Annotated in this window: 23 protein-coding genes and 3 pseudogenes; 17 read left to right on the plus strand and 9 right to left on the minus strand. The window is 71.6% G+C overall.

The genetic code is table 11. The features are described from left to right. Nucleotides 1–61: 61 nt before the first annotated feature. From ACHMXE_RS17895 to ACHMXE_RS17920, 6 genes are read left to right on the plus strand one after another with little or no spacing between them, the layout of a single operon-like run. Complete coding sequence (locus ACHMXE_RS17895) at nucleotides 62–1,057, plus strand: Bug family tripartite tricarboxylate transporter substrate binding protein (protein WP_395350405.1); 996 nt, start codon at nucleotides 62–64, stop codon at nucleotides 1,055–1,057. 4 nt (nucleotides 1,058–1,061) lie between these two features. Next, nucleotides 1,062–1,856, plus strand: coding sequence for an SDR family NAD(P)-dependent oxidoreductase (locus ACHMXE_RS17900; protein ID WP_395350406.1), 795 nt, complete (start codon nucleotides 1,062–1,064; stop codon nucleotides 1,854–1,856). Continuing rightward, complete coding sequence (locus ACHMXE_RS17905; protein WP_395350407.1) at nucleotides 1,853–3,010, plus strand: acyl-CoA dehydrogenase family protein; 1,158 nt, start codon at nucleotides 1,853–1,855, stop codon at nucleotides 3,008–3,010. Before ACHMXE_RS17900 ends, ACHMXE_RS17905 begins: the two co-directional genes overlap by 4 nt. Beyond that, on the plus strand, nucleotides 3,007–3,933 hold the full coding sequence (locus tag ACHMXE_RS17910; RefSeq protein WP_395350409.1) for an acyl-CoA dehydrogenase family protein: 927 nt from the start codon (nucleotides 3,007–3,009) through the stop codon (nucleotides 3,931–3,933). Before ACHMXE_RS17905 ends, ACHMXE_RS17910 begins: the two co-directional genes overlap by 4 nt. Further along, nucleotides 3,930–5,177 carry a CaiB/BaiF CoA transferase family protein gene (locus ACHMXE_RS17915; protein WP_395350410.1) on the plus strand — a complete coding sequence of 416 codons (1,248 nt, stop codon included), beginning with the start codon at nucleotides 3,930–3,932 and terminating at the stop codon, nucleotides 5,175–5,177. The genes ACHMXE_RS17910 and ACHMXE_RS17915 overlap by 4 nt, the downstream gene beginning before the upstream one ends. 12 nt (nucleotides 5,178–5,189) lie before the next feature. Then, nucleotides 5,190–6,062: an enoyl-CoA hydratase/isomerase family protein gene (locus ACHMXE_RS17920; protein ID WP_395350412.1), complete on the plus strand. Its 873-nt coding sequence runs from the start codon at nucleotides 5,190–5,192 to the stop codon at nucleotides 6,060–6,062. A gap of 80 nt (nucleotides 6,063–6,142) precedes the next feature. Here the strand turns inward: ACHMXE_RS17920 and ACHMXE_RS17925 are convergent, their stop codons facing one another. Then, nucleotides 6,143–6,718 (minus strand): hypothetical protein, encoded by a 576-nt coding sequence (locus ACHMXE_RS17925; protein ID WP_395350413.1) that lies wholly within the window; start codon nucleotides 6,716–6,718, stop codon nucleotides 6,143–6,145. 170 nt (nucleotides 6,719–6,888) lie between these two features. Here ACHMXE_RS17925 and ACHMXE_RS17930 point away from each other — a divergent pair, with 170 nt between their 5' ends. After that, nucleotides 6,889–7,236: a winged helix-turn-helix domain-containing protein gene (locus tag ACHMXE_RS17930; RefSeq protein ID WP_395350414.1), complete on the plus strand. Its 348-nt coding sequence runs from the start codon at nucleotides 6,889–6,891 to the stop codon at nucleotides 7,234–7,236. Next, a complete protein-coding gene (gene tsaA / locus ACHMXE_RS17935) occupies nucleotides 7,233–7,730 on the plus strand; it encodes a tRNA (N6-threonylcarbamoyladenosine(37)-N6)-methyltransferase TrmO (protein WP_395350416.1) in 498 nt (165 codons plus the stop codon). The genes ACHMXE_RS17930 and tsaA overlap by 4 nt, the downstream gene beginning before the upstream one ends. Here the strand turns inward: tsaA and ACHMXE_RS17940 are convergent. Both ACHMXE_RS17940 and ACHMXE_RS17945 read right to left on the minus strand, forming a co-directional pair. After that, on the minus strand, nucleotides 7,727–8,374 hold the full coding sequence (locus ACHMXE_RS17940; RefSeq protein WP_395350419.1) for a nitroreductase: 648 nt from the start codon (nucleotides 8,372–8,374) through the stop codon (nucleotides 7,727–7,729). The two genes, tsaA and ACHMXE_RS17940, sit on opposite strands and share 4 nt — an antisense overlap. Then, on the minus strand, nucleotides 8,371–8,610 hold the full coding sequence (locus ACHMXE_RS17945; protein ID WP_395350421.1) for a hypothetical protein: 240 nt from the start codon (nucleotides 8,608–8,610) through the stop codon (nucleotides 8,371–8,373). Before ACHMXE_RS17945 ends, ACHMXE_RS17940 begins: the two co-directional genes overlap by 4 nt. Nucleotides 8,611–8,858: 248 nt before the next feature. Here ACHMXE_RS17945 and modB point away from each other — a divergent pair, with 248 nt between their 5' ends. Genes modB through ACHMXE_RS17960 form a run of 3 tightly spaced genes read left to right on the plus strand, consistent with a single transcriptional unit; the run spans nucleotide 8,859 to nucleotide 11,113 of the window. Beyond that, nucleotides 8,859–9,542 carry a molybdate ABC transporter permease subunit gene (gene modB / locus ACHMXE_RS17950; protein WP_395350423.1) on the plus strand — a complete coding sequence of 228 codons (684 nt, stop codon included), beginning with the start codon at nucleotides 8,859–8,861 and terminating at the stop codon, nucleotides 9,540–9,542. Nucleotides 9,543–9,560: 18 nt separating this feature from the next. Then, complete coding sequence (gene modA / locus ACHMXE_RS17955; RefSeq protein ID WP_395350424.1) at nucleotides 9,561–10,325, plus strand: molybdate ABC transporter substrate-binding protein; 765 nt, start codon at nucleotides 9,561–9,563, stop codon at nucleotides 10,323–10,325. Further along, the gene (locus tag ACHMXE_RS17960; protein ID WP_395350426.1) at nucleotides 10,322–11,113 is read left to right on the plus strand and encodes an ABC transporter ATP-binding protein; all 792 of its coding nucleotides are present in this window, start codon (nucleotides 10,322–10,324) and stop codon (nucleotides 11,111–11,113) included. Before modA ends, ACHMXE_RS17960 begins: the two co-directional genes overlap by 4 nt. A 6-nt stretch (nucleotides 11,114–11,119) precedes the next feature. On the opposite strand, the pseudogene ACHMXE_RS17965 reads toward ACHMXE_RS17960, so the two are convergent. Further along, nucleotides 11,120–11,981: pseudogene (locus ACHMXE_RS17965) on the minus strand (NmrA family NAD(P)-binding protein). Nucleotides 11,982–12,090: 109 nt separating this feature from the next. Between ACHMXE_RS17965 and ACHMXE_RS17970 the strand changes: the two are divergent. The 4 genes from ACHMXE_RS17970 to fdhD all read left to right on the plus strand — a co-directional run bounded on the left by ACHMXE_RS17970 (nucleotide 12,091) and on the right by fdhD (nucleotide 16,754). Then, nucleotides 12,091–13,005, plus strand: a complete 915-nt coding sequence (locus ACHMXE_RS17970; RefSeq protein ID WP_395350427.1) for a LysR family transcriptional regulator — start codon at nucleotides 12,091–12,093, stop codon at nucleotides 13,003–13,005. 110 nt (nucleotides 13,006–13,115) lie between these two features. Next, nucleotides 13,116–15,473, plus strand: coding sequence for an FdhF/YdeP family oxidoreductase (locus ACHMXE_RS17975; protein WP_395352710.1), 2,358 nt, complete (start codon nucleotides 13,116–13,118; stop codon nucleotides 15,471–15,473). A 14-nt stretch (nucleotides 15,474–15,487) separates the two neighbouring features. Next, nucleotides 15,488–15,784 (plus strand): hypothetical protein, encoded by a 297-nt coding sequence (locus ACHMXE_RS17980; protein ID WP_395350428.1) that lies wholly within the window; start codon nucleotides 15,488–15,490, stop codon nucleotides 15,782–15,784. A gap of 61 nt (nucleotides 15,785–15,845) precedes the next feature. Then, nucleotides 15,846–16,754 carry a formate dehydrogenase accessory sulfurtransferase FdhD gene (fdhD, locus tag ACHMXE_RS17985; protein ID WP_395350430.1) on the plus strand — a complete coding sequence of 303 codons (909 nt, stop codon included), beginning with the start codon at nucleotides 15,846–15,848 and terminating at the stop codon, nucleotides 16,752–16,754. Here the strand turns inward: fdhD and mnmH are convergent. From mnmH to ACHMXE_RS18010, 5 genes and pseudogenes are all read right to left on the minus strand, one after another. Next, nucleotides 16,688–17,759 (minus strand): annotated as a pseudogene (gene mnmH, locus ACHMXE_RS17990) (tRNA 2-selenouridine(34) synthase MnmH). The gene fdhD and the pseudogene mnmH overlap by 67 nt on opposite strands. Nucleotides 17,760–17,797: 38 nt before the next feature. Continuing rightward, nucleotides 17,798–18,592 carry a phosphonate ABC transporter, permease protein PhnE gene (gene phnE, locus ACHMXE_RS17995; protein ID WP_395350432.1) on the minus strand — a complete coding sequence of 265 codons (795 nt, stop codon included), beginning with the start codon at nucleotides 18,590–18,592 and terminating at the stop codon, nucleotides 17,798–17,800. Then, nucleotides 18,589–19,416, minus strand: coding sequence for a PhnE/PtxC family ABC transporter permease (locus ACHMXE_RS18000; protein WP_395350434.1), 828 nt, complete (start codon nucleotides 19,414–19,416; stop codon nucleotides 18,589–18,591). Before ACHMXE_RS18000 ends, phnE begins: the two co-directional genes overlap by 4 nt. Next, nucleotides 19,413–20,225 carry a phosphonate ABC transporter ATP-binding protein gene (locus tag ACHMXE_RS18005; protein WP_395350437.1) on the minus strand — a complete coding sequence of 271 codons (813 nt, stop codon included), beginning with the start codon at nucleotides 20,223–20,225 and terminating at the stop codon, nucleotides 19,413–19,415. The genes ACHMXE_RS18000 and ACHMXE_RS18005 overlap by 4 nt, the downstream gene beginning before the upstream one ends. Before the next feature lie 22 nt (nucleotides 20,226–20,247). Beyond that, nucleotides 20,248–21,102, minus strand: a complete 855-nt coding sequence (locus ACHMXE_RS18010) for a putative selenate ABC transporter substrate-binding protein (RefSeq protein WP_395350439.1) — start codon at nucleotides 21,100–21,102, stop codon at nucleotides 20,248–20,250. A 109-nt stretch (nucleotides 21,103–21,211) separates the two neighbouring features. On the opposite strand from ACHMXE_RS18010, the gene selD reads away from it, so the two are divergent. After that, nucleotides 21,212–22,297: a selenide, water dikinase SelD gene (gene selD, locus ACHMXE_RS18015; RefSeq protein WP_395350440.1), complete on the plus strand. Its 1,086-nt coding sequence runs from the start codon at nucleotides 21,212–21,214 to the stop codon at nucleotides 22,295–22,297. A 46-nt stretch (nucleotides 22,298–22,343) separates the two neighbouring features. After that, a pseudogene (locus tag ACHMXE_RS18020) lies at nucleotides 22,344–24,861 on the plus strand (ABC transporter permease). Nucleotides 24,862–24,891: the final 30 nt, after the last annotated feature.

The following is a 24,891-nucleotide window of genomic DNA, read 5'->3' on the forward strand; positions in this document are numbered from 1 at the left end:
CTCGATTATTCCACCATGTGGTTGATCTCGATTCCCCCGAAGCCGCAACAGGAGCACGACCATGGGCCACCCGATTTCCTTCACGCCTTCCCGCCGCCGGCGCAACCTGGTTGCGGCCGCCACGGTTGCCGCGCTGGCGGGCATCGCCCCGTGGCCCGCCTTGGCGCAAGGCGCTTTTCCGGACAAGCCGGTGCGCATCATCGTGCCTTTCGGCGCCGGCGGATCCGACTCGCTGGCCCGCGCACTCGGCGAGCGGCTGGGCGCGCAGCTCAAGCAACCCGTGATCGTCGAGAACAAGCCGGGCGCTGCGGCATTGATCGGCACCGAATACGCGGCCGCCCAGCCCGCCGACGGCTACACCATCCTGTTCCTGGGCGGCGGCAGCCTGACGCCCGTGCTGGTCAAGGACCTGAAGTTCAACCTGCTGCGCGCCATGCGGCCCGTCGTGTGCGTGGCGCGCGGCGGCATGACGCTCATGGTCCCGGGCACGCTGCCGGTGAACAACTTCCGCGAGTTCGTCGACTACGCGAAGAAGAACCCCGACAAGGTCAACTTCAGCTACACCGCGGGCAGCATCCTGCTGGCGGGCGAGATGCTGAAGTCGCGCGCGGGCTTCGGCGCGACGCCCATCCCGTACAAGGGATCCACCCAGGTCGCGACGGCGCTGATCGCCGGCGAGATCCAGATGGGCATCGACGTGCCGCTCTTCTACGTCGGCATGATCAAGGAAGGCCGCATCAAGGCACTGGCGCACGGCGCGTCTGAACGCTCGCCTTCCCTGCCGGACGTGCCCACGCTGGCGGAGGTCGGCGTGCCCGACCTCAGCTTCGCCTTCTCGTTCGGCTTCTGGGCGCCGGCCGCCACGCCGAAGCCCATCGTCGACCGGCTGAACGCCGCGTTCAACGAGGTGCTGAAGGAGCCCGACATCCGCGCCCGGCTCGCGCAGGCCGGCGTGATTCCGGTCGGCGGCCCGCCGGAAGTCCATTCCAGCCAGGTGATGGCCGAGCAGCAGATGTGGGCGCAGGCCGCCGCGGCGATCGGCTACAAGCCGGAGTAGGCGCATGTTCTCCTTGTCAGGCAAGACCGTCGTCGTCACCGGCGGCGGGCGCGGCATCGGCCGGGGCATCTCGCTGGCGGTGGCGCGCTGCGGCGCCAACGTGGTGCTCAGCGGCCGCTCGATGCAGGCCTTGGCCGCCACCCGGCTCGAACTGGAAAAACTCGGCGCGCGGGCACACGCCGTGGCCGCGGACGTGACGCGCGCCGACGACATCGCGCGCCTCGTGACCGAAGCGGAAAGCCGCTTCGGCGCCATCGATGGCTGGGTCAACAACGCCGGCAGTGCGGCGCCGGGCGACACCGGCCCGCTGCTGGAGGTGCGCGAGGACCAATGGGACCGCGTGGTCGACCTGAACCTCAAGTGGACCTTCTTCGCGGCGCAGGCGGCTGCTCGCGCGATGCCGCGCGGCGGTTCCATCGTGAACATCACCTCGCGCAGCGCCTCGCATCCCAATCCCAACACCGGGCACTACGGCGCGGCCAAGGCAGCGGTCGAGAACCTCACGCTCACCATGGCCGCCGAATGGGGGCACCGGGGCATCCGCGTCAATGCCGTGGCGCCCGGGGTGGTGATGACCGAGGAACTGGCGAAAGTGTTCGACTCCGAGAGCCGCATCCGCCGCCAGGTGGAGACGGTGCCGCTGCGGCGCCTCGGCACGCCCGACGACATCGGCCCGCTCTGCGCCTATCTCCTGTCGGACGAGGCGTCGTGGACCACCGGCGCCCTCATCGCGGTCAACGGCGGCAGCCCCGTGCCCATGGGCTACCTGAGCTATCTCCACAAGGTGAACCACGCATGAATTTCGAATGGACACCCGAACAGCGGGCCTTGCGCGAGCGCGTGCGCGCGCTGCTGGCGCGCGAGCTGCCGCCCGACTGGGAACACATCAGCCGCCATGGCCCGGGCTCGCCGGCGCAGACGGCGTTTTCGCTGGCGTTCTGCCCCAAGCTCGCGGCCGAGGGCCTGCTGGTGCCGCATTGGCCGGCCGCGCATGGCGGACGCGACGCGCCGGCATGGGAGCACTTCATCATCGGCGAGGAACTGTTCGCCGCGGGCGAGCCGCGCGGGCCGCAATACATGAACGCCAACTTCATCGGCGCCACGCTGATGAAATTCGGAACGCCGCAGCAACAAGCACGCTACCTGCCCGACATGGCTGCGGGCCGCGCGGTGTGGTGCCAGGGATTCTCCGAACCCTCGGCCGGTTCCGACCTCGCCGCGCTGGCCACGCGCGCGGTGCCGCGCGGCGACGAGTACGTCATCAACGGCAGCAAGGTGTGGACCTCCTATGCCGGCATGGCGCAGACCTGTTTCCTGCTGGCGCGCACCGGCGCGGGCAAGGGCGGCATCGCCATCTTCCTGGTGCCCATGGACACGGCGGGCATCACCGTGCGCCCGATCCCGTCGCTGATCGGCCATGGCGACATCCACGAAGTCTTCTTCGACGACGTGGTGGTGCCCGCGGCGGCGCGCCTTGGCGAGGAAGGGCAGGCCTGGGCCATCATCGGCTATGCGCTCTCGCTGGAGCGCGTGGGCCTGGCCCGCTACGCGTTCTCGCGCCGCGTGCTGGACCGGATGGTCGGCGAGCTGACTGCGCAAGACCGGTTCGCCGACAGCGCCGTTCGGGCCCAGGCCGCGCAGGCCCTGGCCGCGTGCGAGGCGGCGCGCCTGCTGGTCTACCGCGTGGTCGACGAGCGCGCGCGCGGGCTGCCCCCCAGCGCCGTCTCCAACCTGGCGCGCGTCGCCGTCGTCAAGGCCGACCATGCCGTGTCGGACTTCGCGCTCGCGCATTTCGGCGATGCGCTGTGCGGCGACCGCTGGCCGCTCGTGCTGGCGCACCACGAACGCGCCATCGCCGCCGGCATCGCTTCGGGCGCGGCCGAAATCCAGCTCAACCTGGTGGCCAACGATTGGCTGCGGCTGCCACGCGAATCCCGCCTGGAGCGCTCATGAACCTTCAATTCAACCCCGATCAGGCGGCGCTGCTGGATGCGGTCGAACGCATCGCGCTGGAGCACGAGACGCGGGCGCTGTCCCACGCCAGCCACTTCGAGTGCTCCGCGCCGCTGCAGGCCGACCTGGAAGCGACCGGTCTCCTCGACGCCGCGGCCATGGAGGAACTCGGTCCCGTGGCCGCGGTGGCGATGGTCCATCGGCTCGCCAGGCTGCCGCAGTGCGTGGAGCTGGTCGCGGCCGCGCTGGTGCGCCCGCTGCTCGCGCCCACGCTGCCTGGCCCCTGCGCGCTCGTCTGGGAGCGCCGCGACCGGCCCGCGCGCTGGCTTCCCGGCGCGCGCTCGGTGCTCTGCGTTCGCGGCGACGCGGTCGAGCACGCCGTGCTCGCCGACGCCGATGTCATGGCCGTGGACAGTCCCTTCGGCTATCCGGTGGGCCGCCTGGTCGCGCCGGATGCGCTCGCATGGCGCGCGCTCGACCTGGACGCGGCCGAGCTGCGCCGGCTCTGGCGGCTGGGGGTCGCGGCCGAACTCGCCGGCTGCCTCGAAGCCGGTCTGAACGCCGTGGTCGCGCATGTGAGCGAGCGTCGCCAGTTCGGGCGCCCGCTGGGCGCGCTGCAGGCGATCCGGCACCGCCTGGCCACGGCCGCGGTGGAGGTGGAGGCCGCGCGCTGGCTCGCGCTGCAGGCGGCGCACAGCGGCAGCGATGCCGACGCCGCCCGCGCGCTGGCGCATGCGCAGGCGTGCACGCCCGCCATCACCTACGACCTGCACCAGTTCATGGGCGCCATGGGCCTCACGCTCGAACACCCGCTGCACCGTTGGACCACGCGGGCCAAGATGCTGCGCTCGGACCTGGGCGGCGCGCAGGCGCAGCAACTGGCCCTGGCGGCCCTGGCCTGGCATCTGGAGGAAACCGCATGAACGATACCCGCCCACGCATGCCGCTCAGCGGCGTCAAGGTGCTCGACCTGAGCCGCATCCTGGCCGGCCCGCTGGCCGCGCAGGCCCTGGCGGACCTCGGCGCGGAAGTCATCAAGGTCGAGCGCCCCGGCAATGGCGATGAGGCGCGCCGCTGGGGCCCTCCGTTCCTGAAGGACCGCGAGGGCAACGACACGCGCGAATCGCCCATGTACCTGTCCGCCAACCGCAACAAGCAGTCGATCACCATCGACATCGCCAGTGCGCAGGGGCAGGACCTGGTCCGGCGACTGGCGGCGCGCTCCGACGTGCTGCTCGAGAACTTCAAGGTCGGCGACCTCGCCCGCTACCAGCTGGACCATGCGTCCTTGCGCGCGCTGAATCCGCGACTCATCTACTGCTCGGTGACCGGCTTCGGTCAGACCGGTCCCAAGAGTCACCTGCCGGGCTACGACACCGTGTTCCAGGCCATGAGCGGGATGATGAGCGTGACCGGCCTGCCCGACGGCGTGCCTGGCGGCGGCCCGATGAAGACCGGCCCCAGCCTCGCCGACTTCATCGCCGGGCAGTACGCCGCCTCGGGGGTGCTGGCCGCGCTGTACGAACGCGACGGCCCCCGGGGCACGGGCATGGGCCGGCACATCGACATTGCCTTGCTCGACTGCACCATCGCCGCCCAGACGCATTCGGTCATGACCTACCTGGCGGCCGGCGTGATCCCGCCGCGCCGTGGCACCGAAGGCAACGGCGGCCTGCCTTCGCAGGCGTTCGAATGCGCCGACGGCGGCATCATCGTCATCTGCGGCAGCGAGGCGCAGTACCGGGCATTCTGCGGCGTGCTGGAGCAGCCGCAGCTGGCCGACGATCCGCGCTTCGTCACCAATTCGGCGCGCCTGGGACACCGCCGCGAACTGGCAGACGTGTTCAACGCGCTCACCCGGCAATGGCGCGCCGGCGAGCTGCTGGCGGCGCTGGAAAAGGCGGGCATCCCCAGCGGCCCGATCCATCGTTATCCGGAAGTGTTCGCCGATCCGCAGGTGGTGCACCGCGGCGTGACGCAGCGCGTGCCGCACCCCACGGCCGGAGAAGTCACGCTGTGCGTCAGCCCGATCCGCTTCACCGGGACCACGGCGCCGCAACCCACCGCGCCGCCGACGATCGGCGAGCACACCGATCGCATCCTGCGCGAGGTGCTGGAGCTGGCGCCCGAAGCGATCGCATCGCTGCGCGAGCGGCGCATCGTCTGAGAGGGCGGGTCGATGTCCGAGGACTTCGAGACCCTTCTGTGCCAGGTGTCGGAGCAGGGCGTCGCAACGCTCACGCTCAACCGCCCCGCCTCGCTCAACGCCATCAACCGGGCGATGGCCGACGAAATGACGACCGCGCTGGGTCGGCTTGCCGCGGACCCCGGCGTGCGCGTGCTCGTCCTGCGCGGCGCGGGCCGCGCCTTCTGCGCCGGCGGCGACGTGCGCGATATGGCGGGACACGGCGTTCGCCAGGCGGGCGAGGCCCTCGAAGGCATGGGCCGGTACCGCCGGCTCGTGCTCGCACTGCACGGTTTTCCGCGACCGGTGATCGCCGCCGTGGACGGCGTGGCCTTCGGCGCCGGCATGAGCCTCGCGCTCCTGGCCGACCTGGTCCTGCTGAGCGATCGCGCAAGGCTGTGCCTGGTGTTCCAGCGTGTCGGCCTGGTTCCCGATTGCGCCGCGCTCTACACCCTCCCGCGCCTCGTGGGCCTGCAGCAGGCCAAGGCCCTCGCCCTGTCGGCGCGCGAGATCGACGCCAGGGAAGCGCGGGCCATGGGCCTGGCGCTCGAAGTGCTGCCGTGGCGCAAGCTCCACGCGCGCGCGGACGAACTCGCCGCCGTCCTCGCCAGCGGCTCGCCGACCGCGCTTTCGCTCACCCGGCAGGCACTGGACGCATCGCTCCAGAGCGATTTGCCGACGATGCTGGCGATGGAGGCGACCGCGCAAGCCATCGCCCTGGCCAGCGAAGAGCACCGGACCGCGACGCAGGCCTTCGTCCGCAAGGAAGGGCCGCGGTACGTCTGGCCACCGGCCGCCGCAACGACGGTGCGGCAGCGGCGCAGGCCGGCCCATGAGCCTGGGAGCGGTGCAGCCTCGGGTGGTTGACGAGCGTGGCAACGAACCGAGTTGCGCAGCAGCCGTCGGTCTTCGTCGTCTCCGCCGGGAGCGAACGTCCCGGCTCATCGTCAGCGCCCCGAAGGCTGCGCCGCGAACACCTCGATCGCGGCCAGCCGCGCCACCGAACGGCCCGGCTTCCGGTCGCCGGCCACCACCAGGCGCGCCGCGCCGTTGCGGCCCAGTGGCGTGCCGTTGCGCGCGTAGGCCAAGAGCGCCGTCCTGTTGCCGAACTCCGGCGACATCTCCCCCAGCGACACCACCGCGCGATAGCCGTCGCTGCCGATGGCCACCACGTACATCGACAGCAGCGGATTGCGCACGCGCGCATCGGCCTGCAGCCCGACCGCGGGATCGTTGAGCAGCGACCACAGGCTCACGCCCGTGTAGGTGTCGGCACCGACCGTGAGCGTGGTCGCGGGCATGGCGCGCAGCTCGGCGAGGTCGAAGCGCGCGCGCTTGAGTACTGCCCCCGAGACCGTGAAGGCCGGCGAGGCCTCGTCGCTGGCCGAGGGGCCATGGCCCGTGGCCGCGGCCGGTGCGGTGGGCGGCGCGCCGGCGCAGCCCGCGAGCAGGGCGACGATCGCGGCGATGCCGAGCAGCCGGCGCGCGGTGCTGCCGGAGGCTTCGAGGGGCAGGGGGCGCATGCTTCGATTCCTCATCCGATGGCCAGCCGGCGTGGGCCGGCCCTGGCGCTGTGTTCATTCTGACATGACGACTTCGACGAGCGAGTCCGCGCCATCGGGTAATCCGGCGGCCGGGCCGGTCGCTGCATCGTTTACCCTTCTCGCCCACGCCCGCGCTTTTTCCGTCCGCCATGAAATCCAAAGTCCAGTTCCGCCTGCGCGTCTACCGCGACGACGTCATCGCCATCGGCCCCGGCAAGATCGCCGTGCTCGAGGCCGTGGCCGAGACCGGCTCGATCTCGGGGGCGGCCCGGCTGCTGGGCATGTCGTACCGGCGTGCCTGGATGCTGATCGACGAGATGAACCATGCGCTGAACTCGCCCGCGGTGAACACCGCCGCCGGCGGTTCGCACGGTGGCGGCACGGCGCTCACGCCGGTGGGCGAGGAGATCGTCAAGCACTACCGCGCGATCGAGAACGCCGCGCGGCTGGCCACGGCCGCCGACATCCGCGCCCTCACGCGGCTGCTCGCGCCATGAACGCACCGGCGCGCGACGAGATCGTGCTGCGCCCCGTGGGCGTGGTGCGCAGCCGCTTCACCGAGGCCACCGGCATGCCGATCCAGACCGCGGGCGCGCCCGAGGAGACGGGCCGCGTCGAGGTCCATCCCGAATTCGTGCCGGGGCTGCGCGACATCGAGGGCTTCGACTACCTGATCCTGATCACGCGGCTGCATGCCTGCGAGAACGAGAAGCTCGAGGTCGTGCCCTTCCTCGACGATGCCTCGCACGGCGTCTTCGCCACGCGCGCGCCCGCGCGGCCCAATCGGCTGGGGCTGTCGATCGTGCGGCTCACGGCGGTGGAGGGCGGCACCCTGCACTTCAGCGGCAACGACATGATGGACGGCACCCCGGTGCTCGACATCAAGCCCTACGTGCCGCGCTTCGACGTGCGCGAGACCGAGCGCGTGGGCTGGTTCGGCGCGCGGCTCGAGCGGCTGCCCGACACGCGCTCCGACGACCGGATGCGCTAGCCGGCTTCCGGCGGCGGCGGTAGCGCGCCGGGCGACGCCACCCACGGCGCCTCGCCCTGCCAGCACGACCATACGTTCTGCGACAGTGTCTCGCGCGGCTGCGGCGGTGCTTCCGCGATCGTGCCCACGCTGACGAAGCCGACCAGCTCCTCGCCGGGCTGCACGCCGAGCTGGCGCGCCAGCGTCTCGTCGAAGCAGCGCTCGCCGCTCAGCACGATCGCGCCGTAGCCGAGCTGGTGCGCCGCGCTCAGGATGTTGCCGAGCGCCGCGCCGGCACTGAGCCACTGCTCGCGCGCGGGCACCTGGCTGCGCGCGCGCGGCGACACCACGAAGGCCAGCAGCAGCGGCGGCCGCAACGCGTGCTCGCGCGCGCGGCCCAGGTCGGCGGGGCTCGCGAGCGGGTCGCGCCGCAGCTTCTCCTGCTCGAAGCAGTCGGCCAGCGCCTCGCGGCTCGCGGGCCGGAACTCGATCACGCGCCAGGGATGCAGCGCGCCGTGGTCGGGTGCGCGCAGGCCGGCCTGCAGCAGGCCGTCGAGTTCCTCGGGATTGGGACCGGGCGGCCGCAGCCGGCGCGGCGAGACCGAACGCCGCGTCAGCAGCACTTCGAGGATGCGCTCGGCACCCGTCATGTGGCGCCACCTCATGGTCGGCGCTGCGGTTCCCCGTGGTCGAGCCGCTCGACCCAGGCGGCCTTGCGGCGCAGCACCTCGCCGATGTCGTGCGCGTCGGCCTGGCCGACCAGGAAGGACTGGCTCTCGCCGCCGGGCGCCACGATCGACAGCACCACGCCGCCGTCGTCGTCGAGCGTGCGCTCGACGCGCCATTCCTGGACCTGCGTCACCTGGCGCAGCTCGGGGCCGGCCGGAGATCGAGCGGACAACGGTGTCGTGGGCGGAGGCGCGCATGGTCGGCGGTCGGTCGGGGTCCTCGTGGGACAGGGGTGGATCTGGCGCCGCGGTCTCGGGGGTAAAGGTCTGCGACGCTGTATCTGCCAGTATATGGAGGAGCCTCGGGATGCGCACCCGTCGCGCGCTCGCCGCACACTGGATTTACCCTAATAAAACCTGGAACCCGTGTTCCATCGCCGAGCCGTTCCGGCGCCTCATGCAACAATTACGCCGTATCTTCATGAACACGACGCAATCGCTCATCACGCAGACCGACTGGCATCCGCTGGTGCTGTCGATCCAGGTCGCCAGCGTGGCGACGCTGCTCGCGCTGGTCGTCGGGCTGGCCCTGGGCTGGCTGTTCGCGCGCAAGCGTTTCTGGGGCCACAGCGTGCTCGAGGCGGTGTTCATGCTGCCGCTGGTGCTGCCGCCCACGGTCATCGGCTACGGCATCCTGGTGGTGGCGGGCCGGCGCAGCCCGCTGGGCGCCTGGCTGCGCGAGCACTTCGACTACACCATCATCTTCAGCTGGCATGGCGCCGTGGTGGCCTCGGCCGTGGTCGCGCTGCCGCTGGTGCTCAAGTCGGCCAGCGCCGCCTTCGCGGGCGTCGACCGCTCGCTCGAGGCCGCGGCCAGCACCCTGCGCCAGTCGCGCTTCTCGGTGTTCCTGCGCGTCACCCTGCCGCTGGCCTGGCCCGGCATCCTGGCCGGCACGCTGCTGGCGTTCGCGCGCGCCATGGGCGAGTTCGGCGCCTCGCTGATGGTGGCCGGCTCGATCCCGCAACAGACCCAGACCCTGTCGATGGCGATCTACGACGCCGTGCAGGCCGGCCACGACGACCTCGCGCTGCTGCTGGTGATCGTGACCTCGCTGCTGTCGATCACGGTGCTGGTGCTGTCCAACCGATTCTTTTCCCTCCGCTGATTCATCCAGGAGCTTCGCATGCGTTCCATCCGCGCCTTGTCGTCCCTCGCCCTCGCTTCCGTCCTCTCCCTCGCGCTTCCGATCGGCGCCGCCGCGCAGCAGATCACCGTCTCGGCCGCGGCCAGCCTGACCGACGCCTTCAAGGAGATCGGTCCCAAGTTCGAGGCTGCGAAGGCCGGCACCACGGTGCGCTTCAATTTCGCCGCCTCGGGCGTGCTGCTGCAGCAGATCGGCCAGGGCGCGCCGGTCGACGTGTTCGCGAGCGCGGACCAGGAGACCATGAACCGCGGCGTCGAGCAGAAGCACATCGACACCGACACGCGCAAGAACTTCGTCAGCAACAGCCTGGTGCTGATCGAGCCGTCGAAGGACGGCGTGGGCGTCAAGAGCCTGCAGGACCTGGCCGGCCCGGCCGTGAAGAAGATCGCCGTCGGCAAGACAGCCACCGTGCCGGTCGGCCGCTACACCAAGCAGGTCCTCGATGCCGCCAACCTCTGGACCACGCTCGAGCCCAAGTTCGTGCAGGCCGACAGCGTGCGCCAGGTGCTCGACTACGTGGGCCGCGGCGAGGTCGAGGCCGGCTTCGTCTACCGCACCGACGCGGCCGTGATGGGCGACAAGGTCAAGATCGTGCTCACGCCCAGCGGCAACAGCCCCGTGACCTACCCGATCGCCGTGGTGGCCGAGAGCAAGCAGAAGGCCGTGGCCAAGGATTTCATCGATTTCCTCTCGAGCGACGCGGCACGGGAGGTGCTCACGCGCTATGGTTTCGGCAAACCATGATTGATGTCGATCTGAAGCTCACGGTCACCGACGGCAGCCGCCGCTTCGACCTGGCCGCGCGCTTCTCGACCGACGTTCCCTTCGCCGCGCTCTACGGTCCCTCGGGCGCCGGCAAGTCGCTGACCCTGCAGGCCATCGCCGGCCTGCTGCGCCCCACGGGCGGCCATGTGCGGCTCGACGGCCGCACACTCTACGACGCCGCCGGCGGCGTCGACGTGCCGGCCTCCGAGCGGCGCGTGGGCTACCTGTTCCAGAACTACGCGCTGTTCCCGCACCTCACGGTGCGCGAGAACGTGGCCTTCGGCCTGACCTCCTGGCGCCGCCGGCGCCTGCCGCCCGAGGAGGCCGGGAACGTGCAGTCGCTGCTCGAGCGCTTCGGCCTCGCGGCGCTGGCCGACAGCCGGCCGCAGAAGCTCTCGGGCGGCCAGCAGCAGCGCGTGGCGCTCGCGCGCGCGCTGGCCTGCCGGCCGCAGGTGCTGCTGCTCGACGAACCCTTCGCCGCGCTCAACCCGATGCTGCGCGCCGAGCTGCGCGAAGAACTCGCCGAGGTGCGCCGCGCCTGGGGCATCCCGGTGCTGATGATCACGCACGACATCGAGGACGTGCTCGCGCTGGCCGACGTGGCCTTCGTCTACAACGACGGCCAGGTGGTCCGCGAGATCGACCTGCACACGGCCGAGAGCCGCGAGCTCTCGCTGCGCGAGGCGGCCGGCGTGCCGGTCGTGGCGGACACGCCGCTGCGCAGCAAGCTGCGCGGGCTGCTGATGCAGGACGCGCCGGGCGCCTGAGCTGGCTCAGCCGGCCACGAGCTGGCGCACCACGTCCTCGAGCGTCACGCGCCCCTTGCGCACCGACGCAGCGTCGCCCTCGAACGCGATCCAGCCTTCGTTGAAGCCGTCGAGCATCTGGATGCGCGGCACCGGGTCGCGCATGCCCTGTTCGCGGAACAGCGCGCCCCAGGTCTGGCGCGGCACGGCCTCGGCCTGCACCGGCCGGCCGAGCACGCGCGCGAAGGCGGCGGCGATCTCGTGCTGCGTCACGCGCGCCGGGCCCTCGAGCTCGACCACGCGCCGGCCCTGCCAGTCCTCCTGCAGCAGTTCGGCCGCCACGCGGCCCACGTCGAGCGTCGAGACCATCGGCACCGGCCGCTCGAGCGGCTGCAGGAAGCCGGGCAGCACGCCGCGCTCGCGCGCCGGTGCCACGTCCCAGGCCAGGTTGTCGAGGAACCAGGCCGGCCGCAGCAGCGCGAGTGGCAGCGGCAGGGGCGACAGCGCTTCTTCCATCAGGGAGCGCTGGCTCAGCAGGTTCGGCTGCGTGGCCTGCGCGCCGACGGTCGAGAGGCAGACCACGCGCGCGGGCCGCGCCACCTCGAGCGCCTGGCGCACCGCGGCGATGGATGCGCGTGCCTCGGGAAAGCCCGGCAGCGGATCGAAGCACGGCGGCGGCAGCACGAACACGCCGGTGCAACCGGCGAAGGCGCGCGCCAGCGCGTCGGCGTCTTCCATCTCGGCAACGGCGACCTCGCAACCGAGCGCGGCCCAGGGCCGGGCCTTGTAGCCATCGCGCACGACGGCGCGGACTTTCTGGCCCGAAACGAGCAGGCGCGCGCGCGGCGGCACCGCCGACCTTGCCCGTGATTCCAGTGATGGCATGCATGTGATTTCTCCTTGAACGAATGCGACGCGGTGAATGCTAGGAATCGCGGGCTTTTGAGTAAATGCCGGGCAGCTCATATCATTCGTGACTCCAAATCACGGATGAACCCATGGCTCTCGACGGACGACTGCTTTCCAACGTCAGCGTGCTGGCCGCCGTCGTCGACAGCGGCAGCTTCGCCAAGGCGGCCGATGCGCTGGGCGTCACGCCCTCGGGCGTGAGCCGGGCCATCGCGCGGCTCGAGGCGCGCATCGGCGTGCGGCTGCTCGACCGCACCACGCGCTCGCTGGGCCTGACCGACGAAGGCCGCGAGCTCTATGCCAGCATCAATCCGCTGGTGCTCGGCATCGAGGACGCTGTGACGCGCGCCAGCGGCTCCGCGGGCGCGGTGCAGGGCCGGCTGCGCGTCAACGTCGACGCCTTCACCTCGCGGCTGCTGCTGGCGCCGCACATCCACCGCTTCGTCGAGCGCCATCCCAATCTCTCGCTCGAGCTCATCGCGCGCGACCAGCTCGGCGACCTCGTGGGCGAGGGCTTCGACATTGCGCTGCGCTTCGGCACGCCGCCGGCCTCCTCGCTGGTGGCGCGCAAGCTGATCGAGACCCGCGTCGCGACCGTGGCCGCGCCCGGGTACCTCGCGCGTCACGGCCGGCCCGCGAAGCCGGCCGAGCTCGCGCAACATGTCTGCATCCAGGTGCGCGATCCGCTGACCGGCCAGCCCTTCGCCTGGGAATTCCGCCGCGGCCGCAAGTCCATCGAGGTGCCGACCGCGGGCCGGCTGCTGCTGACCGATCCCGGCACCATCCTCGGCGCCTGCGTCGCGGGCGCGGGCATCGCGCAGATCAAGGCGCTGGGCATCCAGGAACTGCTCGACGCCGGGCAGCTGGTCGACCTCTTTCCCGACTGGCCCGATGAGCGCTTCTCGCTGCACGTGCTCTATCCCTCGCGCCACCTGCCGGCCGCCAAGGTGCGCGCCTTCATCGGCTTCGTCGAGGAGGTGCTGGCGCCGCGCGCCGCGGGCTGAGCCGGCCCGGCGCGGGCCCGTCATTTCCGTTTTGAATCGGAGCATGTCCCGATTCAATTTGACGCTCCCGGCGCACGCGGCGAACACTCTCCCGCATGAGCATTGGCGATATCGGCGAACAGAAGATCGAGTTCTACAAGGGCCCCGCGGGCGGCTGGGGCGCGTTGCGCAGCGTGAAGACCACGCTGCTGCGGCAGGACATCCCCCTCAAGGGCGCGAAGACCCTGCTGTCGGCCAACCAGCCCGACGGCTTCGACTGCCCGGGCTGCGCCTGGCCCGACCGCAACCATGCCTCGACCTTCGAGTTCTGCGAGAACGGCGTGAAGGCCGTGGCGGCCGAGGCCACCGCGCGCCGCGCCGGGCCCGAGCTGTTCGCGAAGCACACGGTGGCCGAGCTGATGCAGCAGAGCGACTTCTGGCTCGAGGACCAGGGCCGGCTCACGCACCCGATGGTCTACGACCGCGCGAGCGACAAGTACCGCCCGATCGAATGGGACGCGGCCTTCGAGCTGATCGCGCGCCACCTCAATGCGCTGCCCGATCCCAACCAGGCGATCTTCTACACCTCGGGCCGTGCCAGCAACGAAGCCGCCTTCCTCTACCAGCTGTTCGTGCGCGAGTACGGCACCAACAACTTCCCCGATTGCTCGAACATGTGCCACGAGCCCAGCGGCAGCGGCATGCGGCCGCAGATCGGCGTGGGCAAGGGCACGGTCACGCTCGACGACTTCGACAAGGCCGACGCGATCTTCATCTTCGGCCAGAACCCCGGCACCAACCATCCGCGCATGCTCGGCGAGCTGCGCGCGGCCTCCAAGCGCGGCGCGCGCATCGTGAGCTTCAACCCGCTGCGCGAGCGCGGCCTCGAGCGCTTCCAGGATCCGCAGAGCAAGATCGAGATGGCCACGCTGGGCTCGACGCCGATCAGCACCCACTACTACCAGCTGCGCGTGGGCGGCGACTTCGCGGCCCTCAAGGGCATGATGAAGCACGTCATCGAGCGCGACGACCAGAGCATCGTCGCCAGCGGCGCCTCGCTGCTCGACCGCGAGTTCATCGCCACCCACACCACCGGCTTCGAGTCGCTGGCCGCCGACCTGCGCGCCGAGTCGTGGGAGCTGCTCGAACAGGAATCGGGCCTGTCCGAGGCCGACATCCGCGCCGCGGCCGAGGTCTACCTCGGCGCCAAACGCGTCATCGCCTGCTGGGGCATGGGCATCACGCAGCACCAGCATTCGGTGGCCACGATCCAGATGATCGTCAACCTGCTGATGCTGTGCGGCCACATGGGCCGCGAGGGCGCGGGCGCCTGCCCGGTGCGCGGCCACAGCAACGTGCAGGGCGACCGCACCATGGGCATCTGGGAGAAGCCGCCGGCCGCGCTGCTCGACCGGCTGCAGCAGGTGTTCGGCTTCGAGCCGCCGCGCGAGAACGGCTTCGACACCGTGGAGGCGATCCAGGCCATGCTCGACGGCCGTGGCCGCGTGTTCTTCGCGCTCGGCGGCAACTTCGCGGCCGCCACGCCCGACACCTACCAGACCTGGAAGGGCCTGCGCCAGTGCGACCTCACGGTGCACGTCGCGACCAAGCTCAACCGCAGCCACGTGGTGCACGGGCGCGAGGCGCTGATCCTGCCCTGCCTGGGCCGCACCGAGATCGACATGCAGGCCGCCGGCGCGCAGGGCGTGACGGTGGAGGACTCGATGAGCATGGTGCACATCTCGATGGGCATCAACCCGCCGGCCTCGGCGCAGCTGCTGTCGGAGCCCGCCATCGTCGCGCGCCTCGCGGCCGCCACGCTCGGTGCGCGCAGCCGCACGCCGTGGCTCTGGATGATCGAGGACTACGCGCGCATCCGCGACAAGATCGAGGCCGTGTTCGACGACTTCGCGGACTTCAACACGCGCGTCGCCACGCCCGGCGGCTTTCGCCTGCGCAACACCGCGAGCGAGCGCGTGTGGAACACGCCGCAGCACAAGGCCGTGTTCTTCACCCATGCGGTGCCGACCGACACGCCGGTGCACCGCGCCCGCGCGCGCCACGGCCGCAAGGGCGACGCGAAGGTCTTCACCCTGCTGACCACGCGTTCGCACGACCAGTACAACACCACCATCTACGGCATGGACGACCGCTACCGCGGCGTGTTCGGCCAGCGCCGCGTGGTGTTCATCCATGCCGAGGACATCCGCGCGCTGGGCTTCAGGGACGGCGACTGGGTCGACATCCTCACGGTGTGGGACGACGGCCAGGAACGGCGCGCCGACCGCTTCAAGCTCGTGGCCTACGACATCCCGCGCGGCAACCTCGCGGCCTACTACCCCGAGACCAATCCGCTGGTGCCGCTGTCCTCGGTGGCCGAGAACGCGGGCACGCCAACCTCGAAGTCGATTCCCGTGATGCTGGTGGCGCACATCGCGCAGGCCGAGGAAGGCCCGGCCTCGGTTACGGGCGAAGCGATCGCGGCCTGAGGCTGGCGCGCGCCATGTCCGACGAAGCAAACGATGCCCTGCCGCTGCCCGCCGCGATCCTGCTGGCGCTGGCCGAGTTCGAGGCCGAGGGCCTGGACAGCGTCTCGCTGCCGCGCCTGGGCAAGCGGCTGGGCCAGGGCGCGAGCGTGCTGATGCGCCAGCTCGCGCTGATGGGCGACGCGGCCCTCGGCGGCGTGCCGGGGCCGGGCTGGGTCGCGGTCGAGCGCGACGGCGAGCGCTGGCTGGCGCGCCTCAGCGATGCCGGCCGCGCGCTGGCCGAATCCCTCGTCAGCGACGCGCCCGCCGCCTGAACGCCTGGCCCGCCGCGGCGGGCAGGCCCACAATAGGCGCCCACTCCTTCGCTTCCGCGCCATGTCCACCGACACCGAACTCGCACCGCTGCCCTCGATCTCGCGCCTGGGCGTGCGCGTCTATGGCGAGGCCGGCGCGCCGCCCGCCGGCATCGCGCGCGAGGACACGCTCGCGGCCGAGGTGCCGGTGGCGCTGGTGTTCAACGGCATCTCGCATGCCGTGATGATGGCCACGCCGCAGGAGCTCGAGGACTTCGCGCTGGGCTTCGCGCTCAGCGAGGGCATCCTCGACGCCGCCGACGACTGTCGCGGCATCGAGGTCGAGGCGGTCGATGCGCACGATGCCGGCCTGCCCGAGGGCATGCCTGGCGTGGAGGTGCGGCTCGAGATCTCCACGCGCGCCTTCGAGCGCCTCAAGGGCCGCCGGCGCAGCCTCGCGGGCCGCACCGGCTGCGGCGTCTGCGGCGTCGAGAGCTTCGCCGCGCTCGACCTCGCGTCCGAACGCCTGCCCGCGCACGACTGGCTGGCACGCATCGACCTGCCCACCGTGCTGCGCGCCTTCGCGGCGCTGCCCGCGCGCCAGCTGCTCAATGCCAGCGCCGGCGCGATCCATGCCGCGGGCTGGGCCACGCTCGAGGGCGAGCTGGTCGAGGTGCTCGAGGACGTGGGCCGCCACAACGCGCTCGACAAGCTGCTGGGCCGGCTCGCGCGCACCGGGCGGCTCGGCGAGCCGGGCTTCGTGGTGCTGTCGAGCCGCGGCAGCCACGAGCTGGTGCGCAAGTGCGCGCGGCTCGGCATCGCGGCCATGGCCACCATCTCGGCGCCGACCGCGATGGGCGTGCGCATGGCCGAGCTCAGCGGGCTGCGGCTGTGGGGGCTGTGCCGCGCACCGCGCGGCGTGCTCTATGCCGACGGGCTGGCGTCGCCCTCGAGCGCGCGCACCGCGTCGGCCAGCGCCTCGATGCCCTGATCGCCGAGGTCGGCCGCGGCCACGCGGCGCCGGGCGGCCCAGGTCTTGAAGTGGCGCTCCTGCGATTTCTCGTAGTGCGGGTCGTAGTGCAGCGCCATCAGCTCGGCGAAGAGCAGCGGCAATTGCGCCTCGTGCGCCCACTGCTGCCAGCGCGCCACCGTCTCCTTGCCCTGCAGTTCCTTGAGCAGGCCGAGCTGGCCGGCCAGCGCCGCGCGGTCGTCGCCGAGGTAGGCGTAGTCGCGCAGCAGGTAGGCCAGCCGCGCCTCGGGCGTGGCCACCACCTCGATGCAGGGCGCGGCGCGCATCTTCGCCACCAATGACAGCGGCAGCGAGAGCCGGCCGATGCGGATGCTCTCGCCCTCGACGTACAGCGGGCGCTGCAGGTCGATGCCTTCGAGCACCGTCGCGATGCGGGTCTCGAAATGCTTCTGCGAGGGTTGCGCCACGCCCGGCAGCGAACCCAGCAGCGAGCCCTTGTGGTGCGCGAAGTCCTCGAGGTCGAGCACCTGCTCGCCGCGCGCGGCCAGCGCATGCAGCACGCGGGTCTTGGCGCTGCCGGTGGCGCCGCAGATCACGCGCAGGTCGAGCCGCGGCGTCAGCGCGTCGAGCTGCGAGATCACGTGGCGCCGGAAGCTCTTGTAGCCGCCCGCGAGCTGCTGCGCATCCCAGCCCACCAGCCGCAGCCAGGTCACCATCGAGCCGCTGCGCATGCCGCCGCGCCAGCAGTAGACCAGCGGCTTCCACTTCTCGGGCCGGTCGGCCAGCGTGTCGGCGCAGATGCCGCGCGATGTTGGCCGCGACCATCGCGCCGCCGATGCGCCGCGCCTCGAAGGCGCCGGTCTGCACGTAGACGGTGCCGACGATGCGGCGCTCCTCGTCATCGAGCACGGGGCAGTTGATGGCGCCCGGGATGTGGTCGAGCGCGAACTCGGCCGGCGAACGGGCATCGATGATCGTGTCGAAGGCGTGGCGGTCGACGACCCGCACGGGCTGGCGGTGACTCATGGCGGGAACCTCATGCCCCCGATTGTCGCCCCGCGGCTTCAGGCGTAGGCGGGACCGAGTCCCCGGCGCAAGCGAGCGCTCGCGAAGTCCACCAGCGTGACCAGCACGAACATCGCGAGCAGCACCGTCATCGCCTGCTGCTGCTGGAAGATCGAGAGGTGGAAGTACAGCAGTTGCCCGAGCCCGCCGCCGCCCACGAAGCCCAGCACCGCGGCCATGCGGATGTTCATCTCCCAGCGGTAGAGCGTGTAGGCCACCCACTGCGGCAGCACGATCGGCAGGCTGGCATAGCTGAAGGCCGCGACCGGGCCGGCGCCCGAGAGCGTCAGCGCATGCTCGGGCTCGCGCGGCGCGTTCTCGAGCGCCTCGGCGAACAGGCGGCCCAGCACGCCCGTGGTGTGCAGCGCCAGCGCCAGCGCGCCCGCGAAGGGCCCGATGCCCGCGGCCAGCACCATCAGCGCGGCCCAGACCAGCTCGGGCACGCTGCGCAGCAGGTTGAGGATGAAGCGCGCCGTGTGGCGCGGCAGCCAGCCGGCGCGGCCGGAAGCGGGCAGTGCGAGCAGGGTGCCCGCCAGCGCCGCGAGCACGGTGCCCAGCGCCGACACCGCGAGCGTTTGCAGCGCGCCGTGGCCGACCTTGGCGAGGAAGCCGCCCGAGAGGTCGGGGCGGGAAGACTCCGCGATGAACTTGCCCATGAGCGCGAGCGACTCGGCCGAGCCCAGCGCGCGGTAATCGATGCCGAGGTAGACGAAGCTCGCGACCACCGCCGCCGCGATCAGCAGCAGCGCGATGCGGCAGCGCAGGCACGGGAGAGGGCGTGGCGGCAGATTCATGCCAGCAGCCTGCGCAGCGCGTTGCTCAGCACGTCCGCCAGCAGCACCAGCAGCAGGAACACCAGCAGGATGCTGCTGGCCTCGCCGCCGTTGAGCATCTTCATCGACTGGTCCATCAGCTGGCCCAGCCCGCCCGCGCCGACGAAGCCCATCACCACCGAGGCGCGCACCGCGCACTCCCAGCGGTACACGGTGTACGAGGCCAGCTCCTGCGCCGTGTGCGGCAAGAGGCCATAGCACAGCGCCGCGAGCCGGCCGCTGCCGGCCTCGAGCAGTGCGCGCGCGGGGCGGGTGTCGGTCGATTCGAGGATCTCGGCGTAGACCTTGCCGAGCATGCCGCCATAGGTGATGGCCAGCGCCAGCACGCCGGCCGCGGGGCCCAGGCCCAGCGCGCGCACGAACAGCAGCGCCCAGACGATCTCGGGAATCGCGCGCAGCACCATCAGCAGCCAGCGCGCCGCCTGCCGCACGATGCCCGCGCGCACGCGGCCCGGGCCGGGGCCGATGCGCGAGATCGACAGCGCGCGCGTCGTCACGAAGGCCAGCGGCGCGCCGATCAGCAGCGCGAGCGCGGTGCCGGCCGTGGCCATGGCCAGCGTCTCGAGCGTGGCCTTGGCGAGCAGCGCGAGAAAGGCGGGCGAGCCATCGGGCGGAAGGAAGCCCGCGAGAAAGCCGCCGATCACCGCGAGGTTGCCGCCGTCGAACAGCGCCCAGGGCTTGAACTCGGCCAGCGTCAGCATCGGCCAGGCGACGACCAGCGCGGCGAGCCCGAAGCCGAGCCGGCGCCGCGCCTGCGGATCGCGGTGGATGGCGTTCGCGCTCAAGCGCAGCCCGGCCGCTGGAAGGCCGCCTCGGCCGCGACCGGTTGCGGCGCGCGCTGCAAGGCCACGCCGCCCTCGCTGGCATAGAGCGCGTCGAGCAGCACGGGCGTGAGCTCGGCGGTCGGCAGGTCGAACATCAGCTGCCCGTTGCGCATGCCGACCACGCGCGGAAACCAGTGCAGCGCCAGGTCCACCGCATGCAGCGAGGCGACCAGCGTGGCGCCCGTGCTTTCGCTCTGCGCGACCAGCTGGCCCACGGCGGCATCGGCCAGCGTGGGGTCGAGCGCGGAGACGGGCTCGTCGGCCAGCAGCAGCGCCGGCCGCTGGTAGAGCGCGCGTGCGATGCCCACGCGCTGCAACTGTCCGCCCGAAAGGCGGTCGCAGCGCTCGAACAGGCGGTCCTCGAGCGACAGGCGCGCCAGCACCTCGTGCGCGCCGGCCATGTCGGAAGGATGGAACAGCGAGGCCAGCGCGCGCCAGCTCGACCACTGGCCCAGCCGGCCCGCGAGCACGGCCGTGACCACGCGCAGCCGCGGCGCGATCGGCGGTGCCTGGTGCACGGTGGCGATGCGCGCGCGCAATTGCTTCAGCGCACCGGCCGGCAGTTGCCAGGGCTGCGCGTCGAGCGTTCGCACCTCGCCTTCGCCGGGTCGCAGCGCGGCCCCGAGCACGCGCAGCAGCGTGGTCTTGCCCGCGCCCGAGGGCCCGATGACCGCGAGGCGTTCGCCGTCGCGCGCCGCGAGCTTCACCCCGGCCAGCGCGCGCTGGCCGTTGGGGTGCACCACGCCCACGCCGTCGAGCGAGAAACCCATGCGCGCTTTCTCTCTCTGGTGCTTACTTGATCAGGCCGGCCGATTTGCCCGCCGTCTCGATGCCGTCGTAGTTCGACGACTTGGTCGGGATGAACTTGCTCGCGCGCTGCAGCGCCATGATCTCCTTGTGCGCCGGATTGGCCGGATCGAGCTTGAGGAAGGCGTCGGTGAGCTTCTTCGTGAGCGCCGCGTCGAGGCCCGGGCGCACGGTCCAGTTGTAGTCGTAGTAGGTCGGCGTGGTCGCGAGCACGCGCACCTTGAGCGCGTTCGGGTTCTTGGCTTCCACCAGCTTGTCCCACACCGAGGCGTTGAGCACGCCGGCCTCGGCGCGCGAGGCGGCCACGAAGGCCACGGTGGCATCGTGCGCGCCCGAGAACGCGACCGTCTTGAAGTCCTTCTCGGGATTGATGCCGGCCTGCAGCAGGAAGTAGCGCGGCATCAGGCTGCCCGAGGTGGAGGAGGGCGCGCCGAACGCGAAGGTCTTGCCCTTGAGGTCCGCGAGCGTCTTCGCGCTGCTGTCCAGCGGCACGATGAACTTGCTGGTGAAGACCTCGTCCTCGGCGCGCTGCACGATCGGCACGGCGCCGCCGTTGGTGCGGATGCGCGCCTGCACGAAGGTGAAGCCGCCGAGCCAGGCGAGGTCGATCTTGTTCGTCGCCAGGCCCTCGACCACGGCGGCGTAGTCGGTCACGGGCGTGAACTGCACGTCCATGCCGGTTTCCTTCTTGAGGTAGTCGCCCAGCGGCGTGAACTTGCGCTGCAGCTCGGTCGGCGCCTCGTCGGGAATGGCCGAGACGCGCAGCACGCCCTGGGCGAAGGCGCCGACGGCGGCGAGGGAGAGCGTGAGCGCGAGGGCGATGCGAGCGGGAGTTTTCATGGGCGTGGCCTTTGGTGAATCGAAATGGGTCGTCAGCGGGGGCGCGGGCGGCTTGCGGTCGAGGCTTCGATAATCTCGCCTTGTCTCATTCATCGATTGACGCGCTGCCATGACCGATGCTGCATCTTCCAGGCCCCTGAATCCGCTGGCGCCGCTGCGGCTCACCAGCTTCTCGCATGGTGGCGGCTGCGGTTGCAAGATCGCACCCGGGGTGCTGTCGCAAATCCTCAAGAACCATGCGGGGGGACTGATTCCGCCCGAGCTCATGGTGGGCATCGAGACCGCCGACGACGCGGCAGTCTACAGGCTCAACGACGAGCAGGCACTGATCGCCACCACCGATTTCTTCATGCCGATCGTGGACGATCCCTACGAATTCGGGCGCATCGCGGCCACCAATGCCATCAGCGACGTCTACGCCATGGGCGGACGGCCGATCATGGCGCTGGCCATCCTCGCGATGCCGATCAACCAGCTGCCGGTGGAAGTGATCGCCGAGATCGTGCGTGGCGGCCAGGACGTCTGCCGCGCCGCCGGCATTCCGATCGCGGGCGGCCACACCATCGATTCGGTCGAGCCGATCTACGGGCTGGTCGCCATGGGCCTGGTGCATCCCCACCGCGTGCGGCGCAATGCCGACGCGAAGGCGGGCGACGTGCTGGTGCTGGGCAAGCCGCTGGGCGTCGGCGTGCTGTCGGCCGCGCTCAAGAAGGAGCAGCTGTCCGAGACCGGCTACCGCCAGCTGATCGAGAACACGACGAAGCTCAACACCCCCGGCATCGCGCTCTCGGCGCTCGAGGGCGTGCATGCGCTGACCGACGTCACGGGCTTCGGCCTCGCGGGGCATGCGCTCGAGCTCGCGCGCGGCGCGAAGCTCTCGGCCGTCGTCGAATGGCCGAAGGTGCCGCTGCTCGACCAGGTCACGGCGATGGTCGCCGAGGGCTTCGTCACGGGCGCCTCGGGCCGCAACTGGGCCGGCTACGGGGCCGAGGTCGAACTCGCCGCCGGCCTGCCGCCCAGCGCGCAGGCGCTGCTCAGCGATCCCCAGACTTCGGGCGGCCTGCTCGTGAGCTGCGCGCCCGAGGCGGTCGACGCGGTGCTCGAGATCTTCAGGCGCGAGGGTTTCGCGCAGGCGGCGGTGATCGGCGGCATGGAGGCGGGTCCGCCGTCGCTGCGGGTGGCGAAGGGGCAATAACCCTCGAACCCGCCGCCCGGGCGCCCGCTGGGCTATCGTCGCGCCCATGAACGCTTCCCTCCGCCTGGGTTGGCGCACGCTCTGGCGCGACCTGCGCGCCGGCGAACTGCGCCTGTTGATCGTCGCCGTGCTGCTGGCCGTGGCCGCGCTCACGGCCGTCGGCTTCTTCGCCGACCGGTTGCAGGGCGGCCTGAAGCGCGACGCGCGCCAGCTGCTGGGCGGCGACGCGGTCATCGTCAGCGACAACCCCACGCCCGAGGCCTTCGTGGCGCAGGCGCGCTCGCTGGGGCTGCAGTCCGCGGGCACCTACGGCTTTCCGACCATGGCGCGGGCCGACGATGCGCAGGGCGGCGCGAGCAAGCTGGTGGCGCTGAAGGCGGTGGCCGAGGGCTATCCGCTGCGCGGCAACGTGCAGACCGCGACGGCCCTCGGTGCGCCGGGCGCGGTCACGCGCGACGTGCCGGCGCCGGGCGAGGTCTGGGTCGATGCCTCGCTGCTGGACTCGCTGGCGCTCAAGGTCGGCGACACGCTGCTCCTGGGCGACACCGGCCTGCGCGTGGGCCGCGTCATCACGCTCGAGCCCGATCGCGGCGCGGGCTTCATGAGCTTCTCGCCGCGCGTGATGCTCAACCAGGCCGACGTGCCGCGCACCGGCCTCGTGCAGCCGGCCAGCCGCGTGGGCTACCGGCTCGCGGTGGCGGGGCCCGATGCGGCGGTGAAGCGCTTCGTCGACTGGTCCGAGGCCCAGATCAAGAAGGGCGAGCTGCGCGGCGTGCGGCTCGACTCCTTCGAGAGCGGCCGGCCCGAGATGCGCCAGACGCTGGACCGCGCCGAGAAATTCCTGAGTCTGGTGGCGCTGCTGGCGGCGTTGCTGTCGGCCGTGGCGGTGGCGCTGGCCGCGCGCGGCTTCGCGGCCAACCACCTCGACGACTGCGCCATGCTGCGCGTGCTGGGCCAGAGCCAGCGCACCATCGCGTGGGCCTATGCCTTCGAGTTCGCGGTGGTCGGGCTGGTGGCCAGCGCGCTGGGCGTGGCGATCGGCTTCGGCGTGCACTACGTGTTCGTGCTGCTGCTGGCGGGCCTGGTCGAGACCGCGCTGCCTTCGGCCACGCTGTGGCCCGCGGCCTTCGGCCTGGGCATGGGCCTCACGCTGCTGTTCGCCTTCGGGCTGCCGCCGGTGCTGCAGCTCCGCGCGCGTGCCGCCGCTGCGCGTGATCCGGCGCGACGTGGGCGGGCTCAAGCCGGCCTCGCTCGCGGTGCTGGGCATCGGGGTGGCGGGCTTCGCGGCGCTGCTGATGGCGGCCAGCAGCGACATCAAGCTGGGCCTGATCGCGGTCGGCGGCTTCGCGGGCGCGGTGGCGGTGTTCGCGCTCTTGAGCTGGCTCGCGGTCAAGCTGCTGCGGCGCAGCGTCAACGAGACCACCGCGCCGCGCTGGCTGGTGCTGGCCACGCGGCAGATCTCGGCGCGGCCGGCCTATGCGGTGGTGCAGGTCAGCGCGCTCGCGGTCGGCCTGCTGGCGCTGGTGCTGCTGGTGCTGCTGCGCACCGACCTGGTGGCGAGCTGGCGCAAGGCCACGCCGCCCGATGCGCCCAACCGCTTCGTCATCAACGTGATGCCCGACCAGAGCGAGGCCTTCCAGAAGGCGTTGCGCAGCGGCGGTGTCGACAAGTTCGACTGGTACCCGATGATTCGCGGCCGCCTGATCGCGATCAACGACAAGCCCGTGACGCCCGACGACTACACCGAGGACCGCGCCAAGCGGCTGGTGGACCGCGAGTTCAACCTCAGCAACAGCGCCGAGGCGCCCGCGCACAACAGCATCGTGGCCGGCCGCTGGACGCCCGGCGCGCAGGGCGAGGTGAGCGTGGAGGAAGGCCTGGCCGAGACCCTGGGCCTGAAGCTCGGCGACAGCCTGCGCTTCGACATCGGCGGCATGCAGAACGATGCGCGCATCACCTCGCTGCGCAAGGTCGACTGGGGCTCGCTGCACGCCAACTTCTTCGTGATGTACACCGTGCCCACGCTGGCCGACGTGCCCACCACCTTCATGGGCGCCTTCCGCGCGCCCGAGACCAAGGGCTTCGACAACGCGCTGGTGCGCGCCTTCCCGAACGTGACCAACGTCGACATGAGCGCCACCATCAACCAGGTGCAGACGGTGCTCGACCAGGTGATCCGCGCGGTCGAGTTCCTGTTCGGCTTCACGCTCGCGGCCGGGCTGGTGGTGCTGTTCGCGGCCGTCACCGCCACGCGCGAGGAGCGCGCGCGCGAGTTCGCCGTGATGCGTGCGGTCGGCGCGCGCGCCAGCCTGCTGCGCCAGGTGCAGCGCGCCGAACTCGCGGGCGTGGGCTTGCTCGCGGGCTTCCTCGCGAGCATCGTGGCCTCGGTGATCGGCTGGGGCCTGGCGCGCTTCGTGTTCGAGTTCACATGGACCGCCTCGCCGCTCGTGCCGGTGGCCGGTGCGCTGGCCGGTGCCGTGCTCGCGCTGGGCGCGGGCTGGTGGGGGCTGCGCGAGGTGCTGCGCCGGCCCGTGGTCGAGACGCTGCGGCGCGCTGCGGAATGAACTGAGTCGCCAGCCAGGCATCGCGCGCCG

The organism is Variovorax sp. UC122_21 (assembly GCF_044056785.1).
Classification (GTDB): domain Bacteria; phylum Pseudomonadota; class Gammaproteobacteria; order Burkholderiales; family Burkholderiaceae_C; genus Variovorax.